The following is a 20,534-nucleotide window of genomic DNA, read 5'->3' as shown; positions in this document are numbered from 1 at the left end:
CGCGGAGGCGGCCCGATGACCGTTCTGGTGGCAAGCGATCTCGACCGCACGCTGATCTACTCGGCGGCGGCGCTCGGACTCGACATGCCCGACGCCGAGGCGCCCCGGCTGCTGTGCGTCGAGGTGTACCAGGGCAAGCCCCTGTCGTACCTGACGGAGGCCGCGGCCGGGCTGGTCGCGGAGCTGGGCCGTACCGCCGTCTTCGTACCGACGACCACCCGCACCCCCGAGCAGTACCGGCGGGTCCATCTCCCCGGCCCGCCCCCGCGCTTCGCGATCTGCGCGAACGGCGGCCATCTGCTGGTCGACGGCGAGTCCGACCCCGAGTGGCACGCGGGCGTGCGCGGCGCCCTGGCCGACGCGTGCGCCCCGCTGGAGGAGGTCCGCGCCCACCTCACCGCCACCGCCGACCCGGCCTGGCTGCTCAAGGAGCGGGTCGCGGAGGACCTGTTCGCGTACCTCGTCGTGGAGCGGAAGCTGCTGCCCGACGAGTACGTCAAGGAGCTGGCGGTGTGGGCTGAGCCGCGCGGCTGGACCGTCTCGCTCCAGGGCCGCAAGATCTACGCGGTTCCGAAGCCGCTCACCAAGAGCGCGGCCGTCGCCGAGGTCAAGCGCCGCAGCGGCGCGGACGAGGTGCTCACCGCGGGCGACTCGTTCCTCGACGCCGACCTGCTGGAGGCCGCCGACCACGCCTGGCGCCCCGGCCACGGCGAACTGGCCACCGCGGGCTGGACGGCACCGCAGGTCACGGCGGTCGAGGAGCAGGGCGTCGCGGCGGGCGAGGCGATCGCCCGCGCCCTGTCCGAACACGCCTCCCTGCACTGGGCGAAGGCCCGCCGCGAGGTCATCCGCGCCGTCTCCCGCGGCCGGGGCTGAGCAGCCTGGCGAGCCGGGCGGCGGCGAAGCCGAGCACCGCCAGCCCGGCGACCGCCAGCACGGCCTTGGAGTACACCGAGACGTAGTCCGTCACTTGGTGCCAGTTGTCGCCGAGCGCGTAACCGGCCAGCACGAAGACCGCGTTCCAGATCAGACTGCCGAGGGTGGTGAGGGCGAGGAAGACAGGGACCGGCATCCGCTCGATGCCGGCCGGTATCGAGATCATGCTGCGGAAGATCGGGATCATGCGGCCGAAGAAGACCGCCTTGGTGCCGTGCCGCTGGAACCACTGCTCGGTCCGGTCGATGTCCGTGGCCTTGACCAGCGGCAGCCGCGCGGCGAGCGCGCGGGTGCGGTCCCTGCCGAGCAGCGCGCCCACCCCGTACAGGGCGAGCGCGCCCACGACCGAACCGGCCGTGGTCCACAGCAGCGCGGCGTACAGGTTCATCCGCCCCTGCCCCGCCGCGAACCCAGCGAGCGGCAGGATCACCTCGCTGGGCAGCGGCGGGAACAGGTTCTCCAGTGCGATGGCGGCGCCCGCGCCCGGCGCCCCGAGGGCGTCCATGAGGCCGGTCGCCCAGTCGGCGATGCGATCAGTCATGCCACACAACGCTAGAAACGGCACGTCCGCCGGACCATGAGGCCGCCCGCCCGGTCGTGCGGGTCCGCACCGCAGCCAGAACCTGCGGAAATCCTCAGTGTGCGGGCGGGAGGCAGCGGCTAGCGTTGCGGCCCATGGGGACGTCCGTGGGGAAGTGGTTACGGCACGGGCTGCGACTGGTGGCCGGGCTGCTGATCGGCGCGGGCACCGCTCTCGCCGAGCTGCTGTACACCGTGGGCGCGGGGCTGGCCCTGCTGTGCGTGACCACCCGGCCGCGCGCCCGCATTCGCGTCCTACGCCCGCTGACGGCGGGCGCCCGGTGGCTCACCGAGGTGGAACGCCGCAGGCTGGCCCGCTTCCTCGACGCCGAGGTCACGCCTGAGTACGGCGGTGAGCAGGCGCTGCGCTACCTCGCCACGCGCTGGGCGCTGGGCCTGCTCGGCGGCGTGGTGCCGGCGCTGGCCGCGATCGGCGCAGGATTCGGCTCGCTGCTGCTGTGGGGAGTGCCGGTGCTCGGCGGCGACCACTGGTTCGACCTGGTCACGACCGGGTTCGGCGGCGTGGTCCTGTTCATCCTCGCGGCCCAGGGCATCGTGGCGGTCGCGGCCTGGGAGGGGCAGCTCGCCTGGCATCTGCTCGGCCCCAGCCCGCAGGACGCCCTGCACCACCGGATCGAGGAGCTGGCCGCCAGCCGCGCCGGGGTCGTGGACGCCGTGGACGAGGAGCGGCGGCGGATCGAACGTGATCTGCACGACGGGGTGCAGCAGCGGCTCGTCGCACTCGGGATGCTGCTGGGCCGGGCGCGCCGCAGCCAGGACCCGGAGCGGGCGCACGCCCTGCTCGTCCAGGCCCACGAGGAGAGCCGACACGCCCTCAGCGATCTGCGCGAGGTGGCATGGCGCGCCTACCCGGCCGCGCTGGACGAGGCCGGGCTGCGGGTGGCGCTGGAGGGGGTGGCCGAGCGGTCGGCGATCCCGGTCCGGCTGGAGTACGGGCTGGCGGCGGAGCCGGGTACGACGGTTCGTACGGTCGCGTACTTCGTCGTCTCCGAGGCGGTGACGAACGCGGTCAAGCACTCGGGCGCGTCCCGTATCGACATCGCGCTGACGCGTCGAACCCCGGGCGCCCGGCGCGAGGGCGCGGACATCCTCCTCGTACGGATCACCGATGACGGCACCGGAGGTGCCGACCCGGCGGGTGGCGGTCTGCTCGGGCTGGCACGCCGGGCCGCCGCGCTCGACGGCCGGCTCCGGGTGGTCAGCCCGCCCGGCGGCCCCACCACCATCACCGCGGAGCTGCCATGCCTGCCCCTTTGAGCGTCATCCTGGCCGACGACTCGACCCTGCTGCGCGAGGGCCTGGTGCGGCTGCTCGCCGACGAGGGCCACCAAGTGGTGACCGCGGTGGGCGACGGCACCGCGCTGATCGAGGCCGTGGACCGGAACCCGGGCGTGGACGCCGTCGTCGTGGACGTCCGCATGCCGCCCACCCACACCGACGAGGGGCTACGGGCCGCCTTGGAGATCCGGCGGCGCCACCCGGCGGTCGGCGTGCTGGTCCTGTCGCAGTACGTCGAGAGGCGGTACGCGACCGAGCTGCTGAGCGGCCCGGGCGAGGGCGTCGGCTACCTCCTCAAGGACCGGGTCGTCCAGGTCGACGAGTTTCTCGACGCCCTGGAGCGGGTCGCCGCGGGCCGCGCCGCGTTCGACCCCGAGGTCGTCCGTCGGCTGCTCTCCCGCAGCACCCACACCGACCCGCTGGCCCGGCTCACCTCGCGCGAGCGCGACGTACTCGACGCGATGGCCCAGGGCCACGCCAACGCCACGATCGCCGAGCGGCTGTACGTCTCGCGCAGCGCCGTGGAGAAGCACATCAACGCGATCTTCGACAAGCTCGAACTCCCCGGCAGCTCGGGATACTCTCGCCGAGTTCTGGCGGTACTGCGCTACCTGGGAAGCTGAACACGGAGCGGAGTGGACGAGAGGGAGGCCCCGTGGCCGAGAGCAAGAGCACCCCGATCACCGGCGAGCTGTACGGCTACATGCTGGCCCACAACCCGCCGCTCGACCCCGTGCAGCGCGAACTGGTCGACGTGACGCACGCGCGGCTGCCGGAGTACGCCGGGATGCAGTCCGCCGAGGAGCAGGGTCCGCTGCTGGCGTTCCTGGTCCGGCTGACCGGCGCCCGGCACATCGTCGAGGTCGGCACCTTCACCGGTTTCTCCGCGCTGTCGATGGCGCGGGCCCTGCCCGCCGACGGCACGCTGGTCGCCCTCGACGTATCGGACGAGTGGACCGCGTACGGGCGCGAGGCGTGGGCCAAGGCGGGCGTCGCCGACCGCATCGACCTGCGGATCGCGCCCGCCCTGGACTCCCTGCGCGCGATGCCCGCCGAGCCGCACATCGACCTCGCCTACCTCGACGCGGACAAGGGCAACTACATCCCGTACTGGGAGGAGCTGGTGCCGCGGCTGAACCCGGGCGGGCTGATCGTCGCGGACAACGTCTTCTACGGCGGGGCCGTCGTGGACCCGGCGGCCTCCGGTGGCGGTGCGGCGATCAAGGAGTTCAACGACCATGTGGCGGCCGATGACCGCATGGAGGCGGTCATGCTCACGATCGCCGACGGCCTGACCCTGGCTCGCCGCCGCTGATCTGCCGCGCGCGGCGGTGGCGGTGGGGGAGGTGCGGCCAGCGGCGCTTGGGGGAGTGGGTTTCCGCGTCCCCCGGCGCCCGGTCCAGCTTCCCCCACTTCCCGGGCGGCTGCCCGCTTTCCTGGGCCGCGCCTTCGGCCGTTCCTTCGGCCGTTCTCTCCGTCGTTCTCTCCGCCGTCTTCTCCGCCTCGCGGTCGACGGCCTCCTCGCCGCCCACGTGGTCCACCATGCTCCGCTGACCCGGCTGCTCCGGCCGCCCCGGCTGTCCGGGCTGCTCCGCGCCGCCCTCCGCGGCCCGCCGCCGGGCGGCCATGATCTCGCGCGCCCGGGCCTCGCGCCGGGCCTGCTCGGGGTGGCGGGAGATCCAGTACGGGTTGTCATGCGGCAGCTTGCTGCTGACCCGCCCGTACATCCCGAACCACATCAGCATCAGGCCCACCACAAAGCTGAACAGCACGTTCTGGAGCCGGAAGGCCAGGAAGTTGAAGCTGGTCTCCAGCAGCGCGAGATTGACGAACCCGCTCAGCAGGAAGAGCAGCCCGAGCACCATGTTGAGCGTCGAGGCGAAGTTGCCGCCGATGACCATGCCGACGAACAGCAGCACCCCGATGGCGATGGACAGCACGCTCAGCGCGCCGTTGGTGTTCAGCTCGGCGACGGTCGCGCCACCGGTGTCGAAGAACCCGATGTTGTCGGTCAGACCGAGGACCCCGAAGGCGACCAGGACCAGGCCCATCAGCCCCGCCCCGAGGCGATAGACCCTGCTCAGCCGGTGGTCCACCGGCAGATGCTCATCCAGCTTGGTGTGCCCGCCGATCCGCTCCGGAAAGTGCCGCGCGGTGCCCGCGGGGTGCGGACCGATGGGGGAGGGGCGGCCAGTAGCCATGTCGGCCTCCTTACCGGCGAGGCCGTACCCGCGGTGGGTACGCGGGGGTACGTGCCGTTTTACGCACCCCCGATGACGTACCTCCCAGGATCAGCCGCAGCACCCGCCACCGCAACATCCGCCCCCGCCACCGGCGGGCGGCGCGGGTGCCGAGGAGGAGGCGGCGCCACCGGTGACGGCGACGGTCGACAGCAGCTTCACCGTGTCGTCATGCCCTTCCGGGCACGAGGCGGGCGCGGAGGACTCGGCCATGGGCCGGTTCAGCTCGAAGGTGGTCCCGCAGGCGCGGCAGCGGTATTCGTAGCGAGGCATGTCAGGAGCATAACCAGCCCGAACGCCCCCAGAACCCCATTCCCGACACCCGGCCCACCCCGGCCATCCAGCTCAGCCCCGGCCCGTATCCGGCTCAGCCCCCGGCCCCCAGCTCATCCCGGATCTCCTGCACCACCCGGGCGACCGTCTGCCGGACCGCCTCCGTCTCCGTGAGGAAGTGCCACCAGTCCGGGTGCCGCCCCTCCAACCCCGCGATCGCCCGCTCCAGCCGCGCCACCGCGTCGTCCAGCGGGCGGGCGTGGCGCGGATCGGGGGTGCTGCGCCCGGCCATCGCCAGCCGCTGCGCGTCGCGGATCGCGAAACGGGTGCGCTCGATCTCCTTGTCCTGGTTGAACGACACCTCGTCCAGCCGCCGCAACCGGTCCCCGGCCGCCGACACCGCCTCGTCCGTGGTGTTCAGCAGCGCCCGTACCGTACCGAGCAGGGCCGTGGCGTCCGGCCAGCGCTGCTCCTCGCGCGCCGTCCGCGCCTCGCCGAGCTTCGCCTCCGCCTGCGCCACGTCCCGCGCCGCCTGCCCGGGCACCGACTGGAGATCCTGCCAGCAGGCCGCGCTGTAACGGCGGCGCAGCTCACTGAGCACCGGCTCCACCTGGGCGGCCCGGGTGGTGATCGCCTGGGCGCGGGTACGCAGCGACACCAGCCGCCGGTCTATCTCGGCCGCCCGCTCCGGCAGCCGCTCCGCCTCCCCGCGGACGGCCTCCGCCCGCCGCAGCACATCGTCCGCGCGCCGGATGGTCTCCTGCACGCCGTGCTGCCCGGCGCCCTGGTTCAGCTTGGTCAGCTCGGGCGACAGCGCCGCCAGCCGCGCCGCGAGATCGTCCGCCCGCAGCCCGGAGCCGCGCACCTCGTCCAGCGCGTTCGTGGCCGCCAGCAGCGCCTGCCGCGCCCGCTCCACCGCCGGCGCGAGCCGCGCGAGCTGCGTCTCGGCCTGCTGGAGCAGCGACCCCAGCCCCTGCCCGAACCGGTCCAGGTCCGCCTTGGTCCGCCGCAGCTCGTCCCGGGCCCGGGTCAGCTCCGTCCGCGCCCGCCCGGCCGCCGCCGCGTCCAGCCCGTCACGGTCGAGGTCATGCGCGTCCACGGCGGTGATGTAGTCGTGGCTGACCTGGTCGATCCGCTGCCCGAGCGCCGCGAAGTCGGCGGCGGCCCGGCGGGCGGCGGGGGAGTCGTCCACCGCCGTGATCGTCTCGATCGAGATCCGCAGATCCCGCTGCGCGGTGTCCAGCTCATAGAACGCGGCCGCCGCGGCATCCTTCGCCGCCTGCGCCTCCGCCCGCTGGCTCTCCCCGCGTCCCCCGAACCACCGCCGCGCAGGTGTCGCCGCCACTTACCTCTCCCATTGGATCGCCCGGGCCCGGATGTCATTCTCCCACCCACCAGGGACGAACACAGAGGTCGGTACGGTTCGCGTCTCCGGCTTTCTTCCCACCCCAACCGGATTGCGGCGCCGCCCCGCGAACAAGGTAGGCTGACAGCTCGCTCAGGGCGCATAGCTCAGCGGTAGAGCGCTGCCCTTACAAGGCAGATGTCGGCGGTTCGAACCCGTCTGCGCCCACCACCCCAAAGACCCCCGGCCGGTCCCGGCCGGGGGTCTTTGACATCTGCCGCTGACATCAACGACGACGGATGGTCGCGACCAGTTCGGCGTACTTCGGGTCGATCCGACGGTGCCACCGCCAGCGCTCGCACCGTGCCCGATCGCCACGACGACCGGCTGCGTACCGGCCGCGGGTGAACGGGACACCGTCCGCGTGGGTACAGTCGCGCCCTCGCGCGTTCCGTAATGTGGACGCCCCTGCCAGAATCCTCCTAGCTGGGTGTTCCCGGAGGGGCGGAGGGCATGTGGCACAGTCGGAAATCCCGGTGGCATGGATTGGCCTCGGGGGCATGCTTGCCGGAGCTGTTGCCACTGCGGCGGCGAGCAGGTTTATGGGGCGAGCAAGTATCAAGGCAGCCACCATCGCCGGGGTCGACTCACTGCAAGACGAGCTATCGAGGTTCACCGACCCTTTCGTGCAGGCGGGGGACCAGCTACGCCCTGCCGTGTCCGGGCGGACACCGTCGGGCGAATGGCATGACATAGCACCCACTTTGCCGCGCACGGCGCCAAAATGGTGCTTAATGGTCGACCAGCCGATCAAGCTACTGGAAATGCCGGGGATCATTCGTCGCCAGGCCGCAGGAGTGGATGCTGAGATCGTGTCACATCAGGCGATCTCCGCGCCCCGCCTTGCCCCTCACGTACATGCAGCTGCCCGCGACCTGCACCGTCAGATGCGAGAATTGATCAACGAGTTCGCGAGCGAGTTCAAAAGCCTGGTCAAGCGAGGTATGGGCGTGATGTAGCGCTTCGAACGAGAGGCGACTCCGCCTGACGTCTGCCGCTGCTCGACATCCCCTTCTGCTCGCTCGATCCGCTCAGGCGCCGCGCAAGCGCTGAGTGCGAAAACGATCTTCGAGTCGATGCGGGTCCTATTGGTGGCTTGCCGCGTGTCTGCTGGATGCGCTGCTTGGGTGCAGTGGCATCAGCTACTCGGCTTCGTGGCCGCAGTCGTACCCCTCACGTTGATTCCCGGCACGAGCTTCACTCTCGTCACGCAGCAGGTGATCGCGGGCTCGCGGTCCGATGGCGTGCGCGCCGCTTGTGGCTCGGCTTGCGGACTCCTGGTGCACGCAACGTGCGCCGCGATTGGCCTGTCGGCTTTGGTCATGTCGTCGGCTGAGGCGCTGACCGTGGTGAAGCTTCTGGGCGGCATCTATCTCATCTGGTTGGGCGTGACCACGTGGCGCTCGACGCGCCGAGGCGTTGAACCAACGACACGGCGGCGTTGGCGTCTGCCCTGGGCCCAGCTCGGGGGCTTTGGCCAGGGGCTGTGGTCCAACGTCCTCAACCCGAAAGCTGCGTCGGTCTATCTCACCCTGTTACCGCAGTTCCTGACGTCCAGCCGCCCCATCGCTCCCCAGATCGCGACGCTTGCCGTAGTGCATGTGGCTGTCGTCCTGGTGTGGTTGCTGTTCTGGACCTCTGTGGTCGCCGCCGCGCGCACAACGATCGACACACCTCGGTTCCGACGTGGCATGAGTCGCCTGGCGGGAACTGTGCTGATCACCCTGGGGATTCGAACCGCAATGGCGAGCTGAAGCTGCCAAGCGCTGAAGGCGACTCGATGGCATGGGCACGGTCGGTGTTGAAGACGCCCAGCATGGTCCGGCCGACGTTGGCGACCGCGTCGCCGGTGAACAGTACCCTCGGCCCGGGCAGGTGGAGCGCGATCGAGCCGTTCGTGTGCGCAGCTTCGACTTCCGCCGCGCAGTCGGCCGTCCCGGTGTCGATGAGGGTCAGCTCGTCGCCGTCCCGCCACAGGTAGGCGGCCCCCACGGGAAAGCGAAGCATGCGCAGGCTCGGTAGTACCTCGATGACCTCCATACGACGCAGCCTGTACGGCCGCCCGCACGGTCGTCCGGCCCTTCGCCGAGGGCTCAACGAGGACCACCACCGCCGACAAGGTGTCTGCTGCACGAGTCAGCTTGGCGGCGGGTGGTTCTGGGCAGATTGCTCTCTGCTCGGCGATGCGGCGTTTTGGAGCCGATCTCGCCCGAGAACGGATTCCATCCGCTGGGCCTTGAGTCAGGGGGAGAGACCATGAGCAGCAGCCATGACGGTGAAGGCGCGCTGACCCGCGCGCGTCCTGAGAATCTGGATCCGGGGGCGGTTATCGCGCAGTCGCTGGACAACCAGTGGGTCAGTGCGGACCTGACGCGAAAGATGATCGCGAAAGGCAAGTCCCTGCGGGATATCCAGGATCTCCGTAACGACCAAGTGCGGGCCGAGTATTTCCGCAGCCTCATCAATACCCGGCAGGTCGTTGTGAACAGGGTTTTCTTCTACAACAACCCTGCCGTGAGCCGTGATCTGGTAGACGGCGGAGAAGCCAGGAGGGCTCATCAGAAACTGCTGGCGGACAGCTCCTTGGTTCCCTTCTTACTCAGGGAGCGGGAGCCCACCGACCGCCCGCAAGGGGTGGATCTGGACGAGGACGCTTTCGATGCCTGGCGGGAAACCCTGGCGGAGATGCCCGCCACGGAGAAGGTCACCTGCGTCCGTCTGTCCTGGAACGACCAGGAGAACGCCAGGGACAGCAGGTCGGCTCTGATCAACCCGTTCGCCGCCCGGGTGCAGGGGCTGACCGCGAAGGACCTCCCGCTGCTCGCCTCTCAGGTGGGTGTGCCGAACGACAAGGTACCGGCGTTCGTGGAGCGGGTCGGCGAGGTGGTCGAGTTCAGCAACAGGCAGCGCATCCGCGACGCCGCGGTCACCCGGAACCTGCTGTACGAGAAGTTCGTGTGCGTAGACGGTTCGCCCGTCTCCGACGGCAGGTATGACGGCAGCAAGCCCTTCTCCGCCGAGGTCAAGCACCTGCTGGACCTCATCTACAACGTCAATCTCGCCGACGCCCTGGGCATGTACCCGCTGACTCCGACCGGAAGTCTGCGCCGGGTGGCGTTACAGGAGTGGCGGGACGTACGCGTGGCTTCGGCAGGCGCTACCGTTCGCGACCCCGAGCAGTTGGTGAAGTTTCTCCAGCGGCAGGCGTTCTCCACCGTTCAGGACCGTCTCACCCCTTCGGAAATCGACACGTTGGCCCTCGAAGACATCTGGTCGCTTCGGCAGAGCGGGCCGTGGCATCGCTACATGGAAGCGTTCAGTTCGCTGACGGCCGATCCCGCCGCCTTCCATGCCAATGTCGGGGACGTATTCGATCGCTACGTCCGGCTCAATTCCGAAATCGTCAGGCTTGTCGAGGCCCGTCGGGGTTCCAAGGCCGAGGCGAACAAGTGGTCGCCTGTCCTCGAAGTCGTCCTCACGGTCGGCGGGGCGGTATTCACTGCGCTGACCGGTGCCGAGGGGTGGTCCGTGGCAGCGAGCCTCGGAGCCACGTCGGTGGGGTCATTCGGTGGTTCCGTACAGATGGTCCTGCGTAATCGGGCGGCCGGGCAGCGGGAGCAGAAATTCGCCCGCGAGATCGCCTCCGTTCGGCTGGACAGCGAACGTGAGTGGAACGAGTTCCGCGATCTGGCCCGGCGGCTTCCGGGATACACGGAGGACCGCGCCGCTCCATCGGCCACCAGTTCGACCACCATCCAGGAGAACGACGATGTACTGGAGTACTGAAGCACCGTGAAGTCTCCCGACCCTTCCTACGAGGACCTGCGCCGGAAGCATCCGGAGATGTTCGTCAACGCGCCAGGCGGGATCGAGATCCTGCTCGACCCGGTCGATATCGAGGCGGCCCGGCGCAGCACCGGGTCCGATGAGCCGGTCGGTGTGGTGTACGCCGACCGGTTCATCACGGTCGTTCGCGACGCCGTTCGCTTCCCTGACGGCAGCCTGGGCCTGTATGTGAGGACGCTGCCCGCGGGAGGCGCCCCCGGGGTGGTGGTCCTGCCGCTGATCGGCACCGGCTCCGACATCGTCCTGGTCGAGCACTACCGGCATGCCACCCGGGCCTGGCACTTGGAGGCACCCCGCGGCATGGGGGAAGCGGGGGAGGGCGGACCGGCGAATGCGATCCGGGAGCTCGAGGAAGAGCTGGGCGTCCGGGCCGGGGAACTGATCTCGCTCGGCACGGTTCACGCCGACAGTGGACTACTCGGTGGCCACGCCGAGCTCTACGCGGCTCGCATTCCCGGAGTCGGGACGTTGGACAGGGCAGAGGGCATCCGGCGAGCCGTCGTGATGCCCTTCAGCCGGGCGGAAGAGCTGATCGGCCAGGGAGACATCACCGATGGTTTCACCATCGCGGTGGTCACCCGCGCCCGGCTGGCCGGTCTTTTCGCGAAAGGACCGGACGACGACACCCCGTGACGCAGGCGGGCCGTGCCTGCGGGGATGGCTGGACGGATGGACGGTGGGCGCGTGCCGGGGCCCATGGTGGAGGATGTGGCAGAGCCGTCGCGGGCCTGGTAGAGCTGTGGTGCCATCCCCATCAGCCGAGATCGAGGAGACCTGGAGTGACCCCCGAGCAGCTGCGGTCCTTTTGCGTGTCCTTCAACGCGGCTGCGGAGGAGTTCCCCTTCCCCCGCGTGCCGGAGGTCTCGGCCTTCAAGGTGTGCGGCAAGATCTTCGCGCTGACGACCCTGGACGCGCGTCCCCTCACGGTGAACCTGAAGTGCGATCCGGAGGCCGCGCTTCGGCTGCGCGGTGACCACCCGGGGCTGATCGTGCCCGGGTGGCACATGAACAAGCGCCACTGGAACACGGTGACGGTGGACGGCGACCTCCCGGACCAGCTGGTCCGGGAGCTGATCGAGGACTCCTACGATCTGGTGGTCGCGGGGCTGCCGAGGGCCGAGCGCCTTCGTCTCGACCGGTCCTGACCTGGGCACTGAGCCTTCAGGGCTTGGTCGACAGGTGAAAGCGCGCGATGCGTACCCTGTCCGCCGCGGACAGCGCCTCCTCGTGCGTCGGGTGGCGGTCGCGCGGGAAGCCGACGAACGGGTCCCGGATGGACCCAGGGCCGTTGCGTTGGACGAGTTCCTCCAGCAAGCGCGCCACCTGCTCGCGGTCCTCGACGGCCGTGGCCTCCGCGCGTACCTCCCGGCCGCGCAGCCGCAGACGTACGGTGCGACGGTTCCGGAAGTTGCTCATCCAGCCGGTCCGCGCGCCGAAGGCCCACACCTCGTCCGGGGCCGGGCGGTGGTAGGCCACCGGAATCGCGTAGGTGCGCCCGGACTTGGCGCCTTCGTAGGTGAGCAGCATGAGCCGACCGCTCACGAGCGGGTGCAGCCGGGACCGGAGCAGCGGCCGGACCACGCGGTTCGCGGCGTTGAAGAAGCGCTCCGGCGGATGCCATCGCGTACGAGCCATGGGTGACGGACTCCTCCTCGCCCTCGTCCCGTCGAACATCGTCTGCTCGTCAACCTAGGGGCGTGCTACCGGTGCTGACAATGCTTCAGGCGATCGGTCTGCTGTCGTCCAGCATGCGGCGCGTATAGGCCACGCAGCGCTCGAACAGCTCGTGCTGGGTGATCCGGGCCGCGCTGTTACGTCCCGCGCGCCCGGCGCCCGCGCGGGGGGCCGCTGCCCGCTCCGTTGAGCGGGATCAGGGACTCCAGGGTGGCGCCCCTGACCCAGGCGCCGAGGAGGTTGCGATGCAGGGCGAGGATGCCGTGCTTCACGGCCAGGGCCCGGGCCGCTCGCGTGAAGTCGGCCGTGGTGACGAAGGCCGCGACGTCCGCGCCGTGTTCGGCCTTCGCCGTGCCCAGGAACTTCTGCATGTCCCCGCTCGATACGGTGCGGTGCGCCGCGTAGTGCTTGCACTGGATCACCAGCCGACGGCCGTCCGGCATCAGGCCGGTGACGTCGGCGCCCAGGTCGCCCGACTTTCCGGAGACGACGACCTGGGTGCAGCCGTCGCGGCGGCACAGCTCCGCGACGTACAGCTCGAACCGCTGCCACGTCATGGCGTCGACCTCGGCCATGGAGCGCTCGCGCGCCTTGTTCTCCTCCTCGGCCTGCCAGGCGCGATGGTCGGCGACCGTCGTGCGGTGCGTCGTACGCAGCCACCAGACGGCGCCGCCGAGCAGCGCCACCAGGGTCGCTCCGACGACGTACGGCCACACCGTGGCCCAGGTCAGGGCCAGGACGAGCAGCAGCGCGGCGCCGGTGGGCCAGGCCCCGCGGCGTAATGGCCGCTTACGTCCTCGTCGTGTCGTCACCACGACCCTCTTCCCCTCGCGAGCCGGGGAAATTCCGGTGATGGCGACGCGCGTCGTTTCTAGGGTGAGCCTTGTGCTGTCCCGTCCCTCTTTCCTCACTGACGACGCGGTCGCGCGTGCGGTCGCCGCGCACTGGCTGCCCGAGGCCGCCGAGGCGGACTATCTGCCCTGGGGGTTCGGCGCGCACCACTGGCGGGTGGCCGGTGGTGGGACGACCCTGTTCGTGACGTTGGACCAGTTGGCGCCCCGGCACACCGCGGCGTCGCTGGAGGCCGCCTACGCGGGGGCCGCGGTGCTGGCGGGCACCGGGCTGGACGTGGTGTGCGCGCCGTTGCCCGCCCGGTCCGGGCGGTTCACCGTCGAGATCGGGGGCGGAATGCTCAGCGTGACACCGTGGCTGGAGGGGCGGACCCCGACGGAGGCGGAGGCGCGCGAGCCCGAACACCTGCGGGAAGTCCTTGCCGCGCTGGCCGCGCTGCACGGCGCCGCGTCGCCGGACGGTCTGCGGCGCTGGGCCCCGCGCGTCGGCCCCGGTTTCGCCGACGAGCTGCGGGCCCGCACCGCCGCCCGGCCCTGGACGTCCGGCCCGCTGGCGGAGGAGGCCCGCACCGCGATCGCCGACCACGGCGACGCGATCACGCGCTGGACGGGCCGGTACCACGAACTCGCGGACCTCGCCCTCGCGCACCAGGACTCCTGGGTGCCGGCCCACGGCGAGCCGCACCACGACAACCAGGTCGTGGACGCCCACGGGCTGAGGCTGGTCGACTGGGAGTCGCTGGCCCTCGCGCCGCGCGAGCGGGACTACGCCGACCTCCTCACCGCGGGCGCGGGCGACCGCCTGCACGCCGACCCCGCGATGGTCGAGCTGTTCGCGCTGGACTGGCGGCTGTCCGAGATCGACGAGTACGCCCGCTGGTTCGCCGCTCCTCACACCGGCAGCGATGACGACCACACCGCCCTGGAAGGGCTCCACGAAGAATTGTCAGCGGCCCGGTGAGGCAGGGGGCAGCCACACCTGCTGGCCCTCGGAGGTCACCGTCAGCTCGAACGCGTCGGCGCCCGGGCTTCCGGCGGCAACGAAGTCGTCGTATACGGCCGTGACTTCCTGCCACAGGTCGCGGGGGCCGTACCGCCACGTCTCCCGCGCGTTGACGGTGGCAGCCGATCCCTCCCGGTCGTGGAGCCACATCTGGTACGCACCGTCCTGTGTCCCATCGGCCATGACCACGCCCGGCAGCCGCGCGCCCGCGTAGAGGGCGAAGCCCAGGTCGGCCAGGGCGTCGAGGGGCAGTGAGCCGGGGGCGCCGCGGCGGCCGGTGCCGCTGTCCACGGTTTGATCGGGGCGGGATCACCCTTGTGCTTGCGAGTGGGAAGAGTGTGCCCGGCGGCGCTGGAGCTGTGCTTGATCGCGGTGGTGACCCGTCGGGGTGGGTTATCCACAGGCTCCCGCGGTTGTCGGTGGGGGGCCGTACCGTGATTCCTGTCCTTATTCACGCTGCTGGGCTGCGCGTGACTCGGATGCGGAAGGCCGGGCCCTACAGCACGGGTCCGGCCTTCGTCCGGTATGCATTCGGCCCGCACGGAAGCTCTGGTGCGGGGGCAGGGGGTGGGATAGCGTCGGCAGGCATGATTCCTGCACGGGTGCGGCCCGCGTACGGGGCCGATGAGCGGACGCAGTTGGTCGGCTGGCTGGACATGCAGCGGTCGGTCGTCCACTGGAAGTGTGAGGGGCTGTCCCCCGAGGATGCCCATCGGGCGGTGCTGCCCGGCTCGCCGCTGATGACGATGGCCGGTGTGGTGTCCCATATGCGGTGGGTCGAGCACCTCTGGTTCGAGATCGTCCTGATGGGGCGCGCGGCGGAGGGGCCGCGGTTCGAGGAGGGGGTCGAGGACGCGGACATGCGGGTGGCGGGGGTTCCGCTGGACCGGCTGCTCGCCGAGTACGAGCAGCAGTGCGCGGTGTCGGACGCGATCATCGCGGACCATGCGCTGGACGACGTCGGTCGGCACCCGACGCTGTCCGATGCCGCCGCCTCGGTGCGGTGGATCCTGTTCCACATGATCGAGGAGACCGCCCGGCACGCCGGTCACATGGACGCGATGCGGGAGCTGATCGACGGTGGGAGGGGGTACTACTGAGCGGCGGCGCGGAGGACGACTTCGTCATCCGGATCGGGGTGTACGCGACCGAGGGCGACCTCGCGCGGGTCGTCGGCGGGTTCCGTCGGCTGCTGGACGAGGGCCCGGAGGCGTACGAGCTGGCGGTGGCGGCGGATCAGGGGGAGCTGGGTGAGCTGTACGAGGAGCTGCCGCACCAGTGGCGGTGCCAGTATCCGGGTGCCGACCCGGGGGAGCGGCGGGTGTGGGAGATCCGGGTCGGGGTGCGGGCCGACCGTCCGCCGATGAATGAGGTGAGGGAGGCGCTGACCCGGGTTGTCTGCGCGGATCCCGGGCACGCCTCGCCCTGTCCTGTTCCCTGGGCGGCCGGTTACACGGCGGGCAGGTGGGACGTGTCGTTGTAGGAGACCAGGGAGACGGGGAAACCCGGGCGGTAGCGGAGGACGGTCAGGGCCGCGTTGTCGTGGTTGAGGCCCATCCAGCGCCAGGGTGGTGCGCCGAGCGCGGCCCGGACGAGCCAGCCGATGAGGAAGGTGTGGGTGACGACCAGTTCGTGGCGGTCCTCGGCGCCGGGTACCGGGCCGGTGAAGCGTTCCAGGGGGTGTCGTGTGGATCAGGCCGGATCAGCGAGCGGCGTCTGGTGCGGTAGCTCGCAAGTCGCGTGAGGAGAGCGCAGCGGCGCTGCGTGCGACGAGCGCGGGGCCGCGAGATGCCGTGCCAGGCGTCGGGAACCCGGCATGGTCCACACGACACCCTCGCGCCTCGTGGGCCAGCCGTGGGCCGTGGGCGCGCTCGTCCGCGGGGACGCGGTGGACGAAGTCGAGGAGCACGTCGGCGGCTTCGGGCGGGAGTTCGTCGCGCTCCGGCGTATGCGGGACGTAGTCCCCGGCGGGTTCGCAGGCGTGCGCGGGTACGTCGTTGAGCTGGGCGGCGATCAGGCGTGCCGTCTGGGCGGCGCGCGGGAGCGGGCTGTGGTGGATGGCGGTCAGCGGTACGTGCCGGAGTCGCTTGCCGAGCAGGACGGCCTGGCGGCGGCCGTCGTCCGTCAGCGCGCGCTCGTCCGGGGTCGCCTCGCCGTGCCGGGTCAGATAGAGGTGGCGGGTTGCCGTCGCGGTCATGGGTGGTCCGTCCCCCAGGGCTTCGTGGGCGCGTACGGACTGGTAGATGCCGTTCCTAACGGCCCGGTTCCGGCTCGTCCGGGGTCAGCCGCACCACGGTTTCGGCGAGTTGGACGCACACCTGCTCGATCTGCCGCCGCGTGTGGTCGCGCTCGGCGATGATCGCCGCGAGGAGGAGGGCGGTCAGCGTCGTGGAGCCGTTGAACGCCTGGAGGGTGACCATCCGCGTCAGCAGCGAGTGGCCCGCGAAGGGGCCGACGCCTTCGGCCGTGGCCTGGATCGCGAGGACGGTGACGATGAGCGAGCAGGGCGCGGCGCCGGGGAGCTGGAAGCGGAGAGCCGCCCAGATGAGGAAGGGGAAGACGAGGAAGAGCAGGCTGGCGGCCGAGCGGGTGGCCACCAGCATGACGCCCGCCGTTCCCAGCAGCAGCGCCGCCGCCTCCAGCCAGCGGTACGGGGTGACGCCGCGCGGGAGCCGGGCCCGGCGGGCGGCCAGCAGCAGGGGCGTGACGACCAGGACGCCCATCGCGTCCCCGGTCCACCAGACCGACCAGGTGGGCCAGAAGGCGCTCGCGGGGAGGGCGTCCGCGAGGACGAGGACGGCGGTGCCCAGCGTGGAGCTGATCAGCATTCCGGCCAGGGCGCCGAGGAAGACCAGGGCGAGGGCGTCCCGCAGCCGGTTCAGCTCCGTACGGAAGCCCGCCCGCCGCAGCAGCAGATACGCGCACAGCGGGGCCAGGGTGTTGCCCGCGACGATCGCGAGGACGGCGAGGGGCGCCGGGCCGATGGGGGCGTTGACCGCGAGGGCGCCGAGGGTGATCCCGGGCCAGCTGCGCGGGCCCAGCAGGAGCAGGCAGGCCAGCGCGATGCCGGTGGGCGGCCACAGCGGGGTCACCTGGCCGCGTACGAGTTCCTGAAGCAGACCGAGCTGGGCGCCCGCGTAGTAGACGGCGGCCACGGCGAGGGCCATGACGGCGGTGCGCAGGGCGGCGGTGCGCAGGGGCGTGGGCGCTTGGCTTCGGGTCCCGCCCTCGCCCCCGCCCTCGTCCCCGTCGCGCACCACAGCGGTCATGACACTACGGACGGCCCGTCGGGTACGGCCGGACACGCGGGCCGGTGCGGGCGGCCCGCCGTACGGAGGAGCCGCCGGGGTGGGCCGTATGGGTGACCCGTACGGGTGACGCCCGGCGCATATGCGCACCGGGCTTGCCCACTTCCGCGCGAGACGCCACCGTTGTCCACCAGCGGGCGCGCGCCGCGTGCCCGCATTCGACTGGGACCGGAGGTGCCATGGGACCGCTTGTTCCACCCCTCGTTCCACCGTATGAGACCGTCGGCGAAGGACCGCACCACGTCATCGCGGTGCACGGCTGGTTCTCGGACCGCGCCGCCTACGCCGCGATGCTGCCGCACATCGACCGGCGCGCCTTCACCTACGTACTGCCCGATCTGCGCGGCTACGGGGAGGCGCGTGACGTCCCCGGCGCGTACACCACCAGCGAGGCGGGCCGGGATCTGCTCGCGCTCGCCGACCATTTGGAGTGGGAGCGGTTCTCGCTGCTCGGGCACTCGATGGGCGGCGCCGTCGTCCAGCGCGTGCTGGCGGCGGCCCCGCACCGCGTCCAGCGGCTGGTCGGGGTGGCTCCCGTACCGGCGAGCGGGGTGCCGATGGAGGGCGAGCAGTGGGAGCTGTTCACGTCGGCCGCCGACCGGCCCGAGTGCCGACGGGCGATCATCGACCTCACCACGGGCGGCCGTCATCCGGACGCCTGGCTCGACCTGATGGTGCGGCATTCGCTGGAGCACAGCGATGCCAAGGCGTTCCGGGCGTGGCTGGACTCCTGGGCGCTGGAGGACTTCCACGAGGAGGTGGAGGGCTCCCAGCTGCCGGTGCGGGTGGTGGTCGGCGCCCACGATCCGGCGCTCACCGCGGAGGTGATGCGCCGGACGTGGCTGCGCTGGTACGCCAATGCCGACCTGGTCGAGCTGGCGTCGGCGGGGCACTACCCCGCCGACGAGACGCCGCTGGAACTCGTCCGGGCCGTGGAGGACTTCATAGCCGCTGGCGGGTAGTCCGTGCGGAGAGGGGCGCGGGTGGGCTGGGGGAGGACGAGGCGGAGGTGGAGGTGGACGGTGAGGCGGAGCGCGCGCGGTTGCGCTTCGCCTCGCTCCGCTGGTAGCGCGTCTCGCTCTTCCGGTACTGGGGCAGCAGGGTGTTGACGATGCGGTCCACGTAGCCGCGGGTCTCGTGGATGGTCGGGATGCCGCGCGCCCTGAGCACCGCGCCCGGTCCCGCGTTGTACGCGGCCAGGGCGAGCCGGGTCCGGTTGCCGGGGAGTTCGTCGATCACGCCGTACAGGTGGCACATGTAGTGCGCCTGGGAGGGGATCGCGTCCCGGGGCTCCCAGACGTCGGCCCTGCCGTCGCCGCTGCCGTCCCGCCCCCACTCCTTCCAGGTGTCCGGGGCGAACTGCGAGATGCCCTGGGCGTGTCCGGAGTCCGCGTCCGGCCGCCAGTTGCTCTCCGCGTGGATCTGTGCGGCCAGCAGCGGCACGCTCAGCGGCGAGCAGACCTTCGCCGCCCGCTCCACGATCGGACGCCGCGCGTCCGGGACGACGGGCAGCTCGGGCTCGGAGGGCGCCATGATCTGCCGTACGACGAGGACGGCGGCGACGACGAGCGCGAGGCCGGCGACGAACGCCGCGAACATCCCGGCCGCACGGCTCAGCATGCCGGGGCCGGTGCCGGGACCGGGACCGGGACCGGGGGGACGAAGTGACGCATGGGACGCATGAGTCGCATGGGGAGGACCGTAACCGCAATCGCAGGATGATCCGTAATCGGCCGCTGACCCTAGGGCGCCGGGACCGTGGCCACGGGGGCCGCGAGCTGTCCGGGCTCGTCCTCGGCCGGGCGCTTCATCACATAGGCCGCGCCCGCACCCGCGGCGAACAGCGCTAGGACCGACACCGCCGTGCCCAGCCAGCTGGCGCCGAGCCACTGGCCGCCGACGTAGCCGAGCGCCACGCCGTACGCGGCCCAGGCCAGACCGGCCACCACCGACCAGGGCAGGAACTCCGTCACCCGACGGTGTGCGGCGCCCGCGCTCAGGCTGACGACGGACCGTCCGGCGGGGGCGAAGCGGGCTATGACGACGAGCGGTCCGCCGCCGCGCACCAGCGCGGTGCCCAACTTCTCCTGGGCGGAGGTGAGTCGGCGGGATCGGGCGATGGCCCGGTCGAGCCGGTCGCTGCCGCGCCAGGCCAGCCGGTAGGCGACCATGTCGCCGAGGACGGAGGCGGTCGCGGCGCACAGCAGCAGCGCGAACATCGCGGGGAAGTCGGCCGCGTCGGCCTGGCGCACCACGCCGACCGGGTCGACGGTGGTGCCCGCGGCGGCGGTGGCGGCCGTGATGACGATGAAGCCGCTCGGCAGGACGGGCAGGAAGACGTCGAGTAGGACCGAAATTGCGATGACTGCGTAGATCCATGGGGTGTTGGTCAGCGACCCCAAATGTTCCAACAACGTTCTTCTCCCGATCCCGTTCCCCCGCCGCCGCGTCTCGTCCGCGCGGGGCGGGCGGGAGCGGCCTGTACAGCCATACAGCGTACGCCTGTGACCGTTGAGGATACCGGTAAGGGGTGACGATGCTGTTCGAATCACGCCATGCGGGACACGTGGCCCCGCATGGCGCGATTCACCGCACGTTCACGGTTCGGACTTTTGTGTCTCGCCGGTCAGACCGCGCTCGGCTGGCGCCGCGGTTCGGCCGCCGTCGCGGACGCGCGGGACGAGCCGAAGATCCGGTCCAGCGCCCAGGGGCCCGGGCCGGTGAAGACGATGAGGAAGAACGCCCAGCAGAACATGGCCGAGGCCTCGCCGCCGTTCTGGAGCGGCCACAGCTTCTCCGGCTGGTGCTCGTGGAAGTACGCGTAGGCCATCGAGCCCGAGCAGATGAACGCGGCGATGCGGGTGCCGAGGCCGAGCATCACCAGGGCGCCGCCGACGAGCTGGATGACCGCGGCGTACCAGCCGGGCCAGGTGCCCGCCTCGACGGTCTTGCCGGTGCCCATCACGCCGCCCATCCAGCCGAGCAGCGACGAGGCGCCGTGGCAGAAGAAGAGCAGGCCGACGACGATCCGGAAGAGGGAGAGAACGTACGGTCTGCCGGTTTCCAGCAGGCCGTCGAGTGAGCGGGGGGAGGTGTCGGGAGACATGAGGGGATTGCTCC

24 protein-coding genes, 1 tRNA gene and 2 pseudogenes are annotated in these 20,534 nt (G+C 71.3%); 14 read left to right on the top strand and 13 right to left on the bottom strand.

All coding sequences use genetic code 11. The annotated features are described in order from the left end of the window. The first annotated feature begins 15 nt into the window (after nucleotides 1-15). Nucleotides 16-876: an HAD family hydrolase gene (locus HYQ63_RS13325; RefSeq protein ID WP_179934017.1), complete on the top strand. Its 861-nt coding sequence runs from the start codon at nucleotides 16-18 to the stop codon at nucleotides 874-876. Here the strand turns inward: HYQ63_RS13325 and HYQ63_RS13320 are convergent. Continuing rightward, a complete protein-coding gene (locus HYQ63_RS13320; RefSeq protein WP_179934016.1) occupies nucleotides 845-1,477 on the bottom strand; it encodes a DedA family protein in 633 nt (210 codons plus the stop codon). The two genes, HYQ63_RS13325 and HYQ63_RS13320, sit on opposite strands and share 32 nt — an antisense overlap. Nucleotides 1,478-1,611: 134 nt before the next feature. On the opposite strand from HYQ63_RS13320, the gene HYQ63_RS13315 reads away from it, so the two are divergent. From HYQ63_RS13315 to HYQ63_RS13305, 3 genes are all read left to right on the top strand, one after another. Further along, on the top strand, nucleotides 1,612-2,793 hold the full coding sequence (locus tag HYQ63_RS13315) for a sensor histidine kinase (protein ID WP_179934015.1): 1,182 nt from the start codon (nucleotides 1,612-1,614) through the stop codon (nucleotides 2,791-2,793). Next, entirely contained in the window at nucleotides 2,778-3,437 is a 660-nt protein-coding gene (locus HYQ63_RS13310; protein WP_257231823.1) for a response regulator transcription factor, read from the top strand. The genes HYQ63_RS13315 and HYQ63_RS13310 overlap by 16 nt, the downstream gene beginning before the upstream one ends. A gap of 80 nt (nucleotides 3,438-3,517) precedes the next feature. Continuing rightward, nucleotides 3,518-4,129, top strand: a complete 612-nt coding sequence (locus HYQ63_RS13305; protein WP_179940050.1) for an O-methyltransferase — start codon at nucleotides 3,518-3,520, stop codon at nucleotides 4,127-4,129. Between the two features lie 307 nt (nucleotides 4,130-4,436). Here the strand turns inward: HYQ63_RS13305 and HYQ63_RS44615 are convergent. From HYQ63_RS44615 to HYQ63_RS13290, 3 genes and pseudogenes are all read right to left on the bottom strand, one after another. Beyond that, a pseudogene (locus tag HYQ63_RS44615) lies at nucleotides 4,437-5,015 on the bottom strand (DUF4383 domain-containing protein); the annotation flags it as partial. A 90-nt stretch (nucleotides 5,016-5,105) separates the two neighbouring features. Beyond that, entirely contained in the window at nucleotides 5,106-5,327 is a 222-nt protein-coding gene (locus tag HYQ63_RS13295) for a zinc ribbon domain-containing protein (RefSeq protein WP_179934013.1), read from the bottom strand. Between the two features lie 94 nt (nucleotides 5,328-5,421). Beyond that, nucleotides 5,422-6,672: a hypothetical protein gene (locus HYQ63_RS13290; RefSeq protein WP_179934012.1), complete on the bottom strand. Its 1,251-nt coding sequence runs from the start codon at nucleotides 6,670-6,672 to the stop codon at nucleotides 5,422-5,424. Between the two features lie 156 nt (nucleotides 6,673-6,828). Between HYQ63_RS13290 and HYQ63_RS13285 the strand changes: the two genes are divergently transcribed. From HYQ63_RS13285 to HYQ63_RS13275, 3 genes are all read left to right on the top strand, one after another. Next, a tRNA-Val gene (locus HYQ63_RS13285) sits at nucleotides 6,829-6,903 on the top strand. Nucleotides 6,904-7,187: 284 nt separating this feature from the next. Next, nucleotides 7,188-7,691: a hypothetical protein gene (locus tag HYQ63_RS13280; protein WP_179934011.1), complete on the top strand. Its 504-nt coding sequence runs from the start codon at nucleotides 7,188-7,190 to the stop codon at nucleotides 7,689-7,691. A gap of 168 nt (nucleotides 7,692-7,859) precedes the next feature. Further along, nucleotides 7,860-8,486: a LysE family translocator gene (locus HYQ63_RS13275; RefSeq protein ID WP_179934010.1), complete on the top strand. Its 627-nt coding sequence runs from the start codon at nucleotides 7,860-7,862 to the stop codon at nucleotides 8,484-8,486. Here HYQ63_RS13275 and HYQ63_RS13270 read toward each other — a convergent pair. Continuing rightward, on the bottom strand, nucleotides 8,452-8,772 hold the full coding sequence (locus tag HYQ63_RS13270) for an MBL fold metallo-hydrolase (RefSeq protein WP_179934009.1): 321 nt from the start codon (nucleotides 8,770-8,772) through the stop codon (nucleotides 8,452-8,454). The two genes, HYQ63_RS13275 and HYQ63_RS13270, sit on opposite strands and share 35 nt — an antisense overlap. A 216-nt stretch (nucleotides 8,773-8,988) precedes the next feature. Between HYQ63_RS13270 and HYQ63_RS13265 the strand changes: the two genes are divergently transcribed. From HYQ63_RS13265 to HYQ63_RS13255, 3 genes are all read left to right on the top strand, one after another. Then, complete coding sequence (locus HYQ63_RS13265; protein WP_179934008.1) at nucleotides 8,989-10,518, top strand: hypothetical protein; 1,530 nt, start codon at nucleotides 8,989-8,991, stop codon at nucleotides 10,516-10,518. 6 nt (nucleotides 10,519-10,524) lie between these two features. Next, nucleotides 10,525-11,211 carry an NUDIX hydrolase gene (locus HYQ63_RS13260; protein WP_257231822.1) on the top strand — a complete coding sequence of 229 codons (687 nt, stop codon included), beginning with the start codon at nucleotides 10,525-10,527 and terminating at the stop codon, nucleotides 11,209-11,211. Nucleotides 11,212-11,357: 146 nt separating this feature from the next. Continuing rightward, on the top strand, nucleotides 11,358-11,723 hold the full coding sequence (locus HYQ63_RS13255) for an MmcQ/YjbR family DNA-binding protein (protein ID WP_179934007.1): 366 nt from the start codon (nucleotides 11,358-11,360) through the stop codon (nucleotides 11,721-11,723). A 16-nt stretch (nucleotides 11,724-11,739) separates the two neighbouring features. Here HYQ63_RS13255 and HYQ63_RS13250 read toward each other — a convergent pair whose 3' ends face one another. Both HYQ63_RS13250 and HYQ63_RS13245 read right to left on the bottom strand, forming a co-directional pair. Next, nucleotides 11,740-12,213 (bottom strand): nitroreductase/quinone reductase family protein, encoded by a 474-nt coding sequence (locus HYQ63_RS13250; RefSeq protein WP_257231821.1) that lies wholly within the window; start codon nucleotides 12,211-12,213, stop codon nucleotides 11,740-11,742. 176 nt (nucleotides 12,214-12,389) lie between these two features. Then, a complete protein-coding gene (locus tag HYQ63_RS13245) occupies nucleotides 12,390-13,001 on the bottom strand; it encodes a restriction endonuclease (protein ID WP_179940046.1) in 612 nt (203 codons plus the stop codon). Between the two features lie 136 nt (nucleotides 13,002-13,137). Between HYQ63_RS13245 and HYQ63_RS13240 the strand changes: the two genes are divergently transcribed. Then, entirely contained in the window at nucleotides 13,138-14,064 is a 927-nt protein-coding gene (locus tag HYQ63_RS13240; RefSeq protein ID WP_257231820.1) for a phosphotransferase family protein, read from the top strand. Here the strand turns inward: HYQ63_RS13240 and HYQ63_RS13235 are convergent. Beyond that, nucleotides 14,050-14,397, bottom strand: a complete 348-nt coding sequence (locus HYQ63_RS13235) for a hypothetical protein (protein ID WP_179934004.1) — start codon at nucleotides 14,395-14,397, stop codon at nucleotides 14,050-14,052. The genes HYQ63_RS13240 and HYQ63_RS13235 overlap by 15 nt on opposite strands. A 296-nt stretch (nucleotides 14,398-14,693) precedes the next feature. Between HYQ63_RS13235 and HYQ63_RS13230 the strand changes: the two genes are divergently transcribed. Both HYQ63_RS13230 and HYQ63_RS13225 read left to right on the top strand, forming a co-directional pair. Beyond that, entirely contained in the window at nucleotides 14,694-15,206 is a 513-nt protein-coding gene (locus tag HYQ63_RS13230; RefSeq protein ID WP_179934003.1) for a DinB family protein, read from the top strand. 38 nt (nucleotides 15,207-15,244) lie between these two features. Then, nucleotides 15,245-15,589 (top strand): hypothetical protein, encoded by a 345-nt coding sequence (locus HYQ63_RS13225; RefSeq protein ID WP_218929562.1) that lies wholly within the window; start codon nucleotides 15,245-15,247, stop codon nucleotides 15,587-15,589. Here the strand turns inward: HYQ63_RS13225 and HYQ63_RS13215 are convergent. Both HYQ63_RS13215 and HYQ63_RS13210 read right to left on the bottom strand, forming a co-directional pair. Next, nucleotides 15,556-16,303 (bottom strand): annotated as a pseudogene (locus HYQ63_RS13215) (histidine phosphatase family protein). The gene HYQ63_RS13225 and the pseudogene HYQ63_RS13215 overlap by 34 nt on opposite strands. A 55-nt stretch (nucleotides 16,304-16,358) precedes the next feature. After that, on the bottom strand, nucleotides 16,359-17,273 hold the full coding sequence (locus tag HYQ63_RS13210; protein ID WP_257232602.1) for an MASE1 domain-containing protein: 915 nt from the start codon (nucleotides 17,271-17,273) through the stop codon (nucleotides 16,359-16,361). Between the two features lie 320 nt (nucleotides 17,274-17,593). On the opposite strand from HYQ63_RS13210, the gene HYQ63_RS13205 reads away from it, so the two are divergent. Then, a complete protein-coding gene (locus tag HYQ63_RS13205; RefSeq protein WP_179934001.1) occupies nucleotides 17,594-18,376 on the top strand; it encodes an alpha/beta fold hydrolase in 783 nt (260 codons plus the stop codon). On the opposite strand, the gene HYQ63_RS13200 is transcribed toward HYQ63_RS13205, so the two are convergent. The 3 genes from HYQ63_RS13200 to HYQ63_RS13190 form a co-directional block, all read right to left on the bottom strand. Continuing rightward, entirely contained in the window at nucleotides 18,357-19,034 is a 678-nt protein-coding gene (locus HYQ63_RS13200; protein ID WP_179934000.1) for a lytic transglycosylase domain-containing protein, read from the bottom strand. The two genes, HYQ63_RS13205 and HYQ63_RS13200, sit on opposite strands and share 20 nt — an antisense overlap. A 122-nt stretch (nucleotides 19,035-19,156) precedes the next feature. Continuing rightward, nucleotides 19,157-19,828 (bottom strand): DedA family protein, encoded by a 672-nt coding sequence (locus tag HYQ63_RS13195; protein ID WP_179933999.1) that lies wholly within the window; start codon nucleotides 19,826-19,828, stop codon nucleotides 19,157-19,159. 212 nt (nucleotides 19,829-20,040) lie between these two features. Further along, nucleotides 20,041-20,520 (bottom strand): DoxX family protein, encoded by a 480-nt coding sequence (locus tag HYQ63_RS13190; RefSeq protein ID WP_179933998.1) that lies wholly within the window; start codon nucleotides 20,518-20,520, stop codon nucleotides 20,041-20,043. Nucleotides 20,521-20,534: the final 14 nt, after the last annotated feature.

It is taken from the genome of Streptomyces sp. Rer75 (assembly GCF_013414305.1).
Classification (GTDB): Bacteria; Actinomycetota; Actinomycetes; order Streptomycetales; family Streptomycetaceae; genus Streptomyces; species Streptomyces himastatinicus.
Note: the sequence above shows the minus strand (reverse complement) of the source record. Positions and strands in the feature narration are given on the sequence as shown.

What these genes read in the sequence shown, in the direction of transcription:
- HYQ63_RS13210 (WP_257232602.1), bottom strand. Translation starts at nt 17,273, where the DNA reads ATGGCCCTCGCCGTGGCCGCCGTCTACTACGCGGGCGCCCAGCTCGGT.
- HYQ63_RS13230 (WP_179934003.1), top strand. Translation starts at nt 14,694, where the DNA reads ATGATTCCTGCACGGGTGCGGCCCGCGTACGGGGCCGATGAGCGGACG.
- HYQ63_RS13320 (WP_179934016.1), bottom strand. Translation starts at nt 1,477, where the DNA reads ATGACTGATCGCATCGCCGACTGGGCGACCGGCCTCATGGACGCCCTC.
- HYQ63_RS13315 (WP_179934015.1), top strand. Translation starts at nt 1,612, where the DNA reads ATGGGGACGTCCGTGGGGAAGTGGTTACGGCACGGGCTGCGACTGGTG.
- HYQ63_RS13295 (WP_179934013.1), bottom strand. Translation starts at nt 5,327, where the DNA reads ATGCCTCGCTACGAATACCGCTGCCGCGCCTGCGGGACCACCTTCGAG.
- HYQ63_RS13305 (WP_179940050.1), top strand. Translation starts at nt 3,518, where the DNA reads ATGCTGGCCCACAACCCGCCGCTCGACCCCGTGCAGCGCGAACTGGTC.
- HYQ63_RS13205 (WP_179934001.1), top strand. Translation starts at nt 17,594, where the DNA reads ATGGGACCGCTTGTTCCACCCCTCGTTCCACCGTATGAGACCGTCGGC.
- HYQ63_RS13325 (WP_179934017.1), top strand. Translation starts at nt 16, where the DNA reads ATGACCGTTCTGGTGGCAAGCGATCTCGACCGCACGCTGATCTACTCG.
- HYQ63_RS13310 (WP_257231823.1), top strand. Translation starts at nt 2,778, where the DNA reads ATGCCTGCCCCTTTGAGCGTCATCCTGGCCGACGACTCGACCCTGCTG.
- HYQ63_RS13250 (WP_257231821.1), bottom strand. Translation starts at nt 12,213, where the DNA reads ATGGCTCGTACGCGATGGCATCCGCCGGAGCGCTTCTTCAACGCCGCG.
- HYQ63_RS13265 (WP_179934008.1), top strand. Translation starts at nt 8,989, where the DNA reads ATGAGCAGCAGCCATGACGGTGAAGGCGCGCTGACCCGCGCGCGTCCT.
- HYQ63_RS13190 (WP_179933998.1), bottom strand. Translation starts at nt 20,520, where the DNA reads ATGTCTCCCGACACCTCCCCCCGCTCACTCGACGGCCTGCTGGAAACC.
- HYQ63_RS13200 (WP_179934000.1), bottom strand. Translation starts at nt 19,034, where the DNA reads ATGCTGAGCCGTGCGGCCGGGATGTTCGCGGCGTTCGTCGCCGGCCTC.
- HYQ63_RS13270 (WP_179934009.1), bottom strand. Translation starts at nt 8,772, where the DNA reads ATGGAGGTCATCGAGGTACTACCGAGCCTGCGCATGCTTCGCTTTCCC.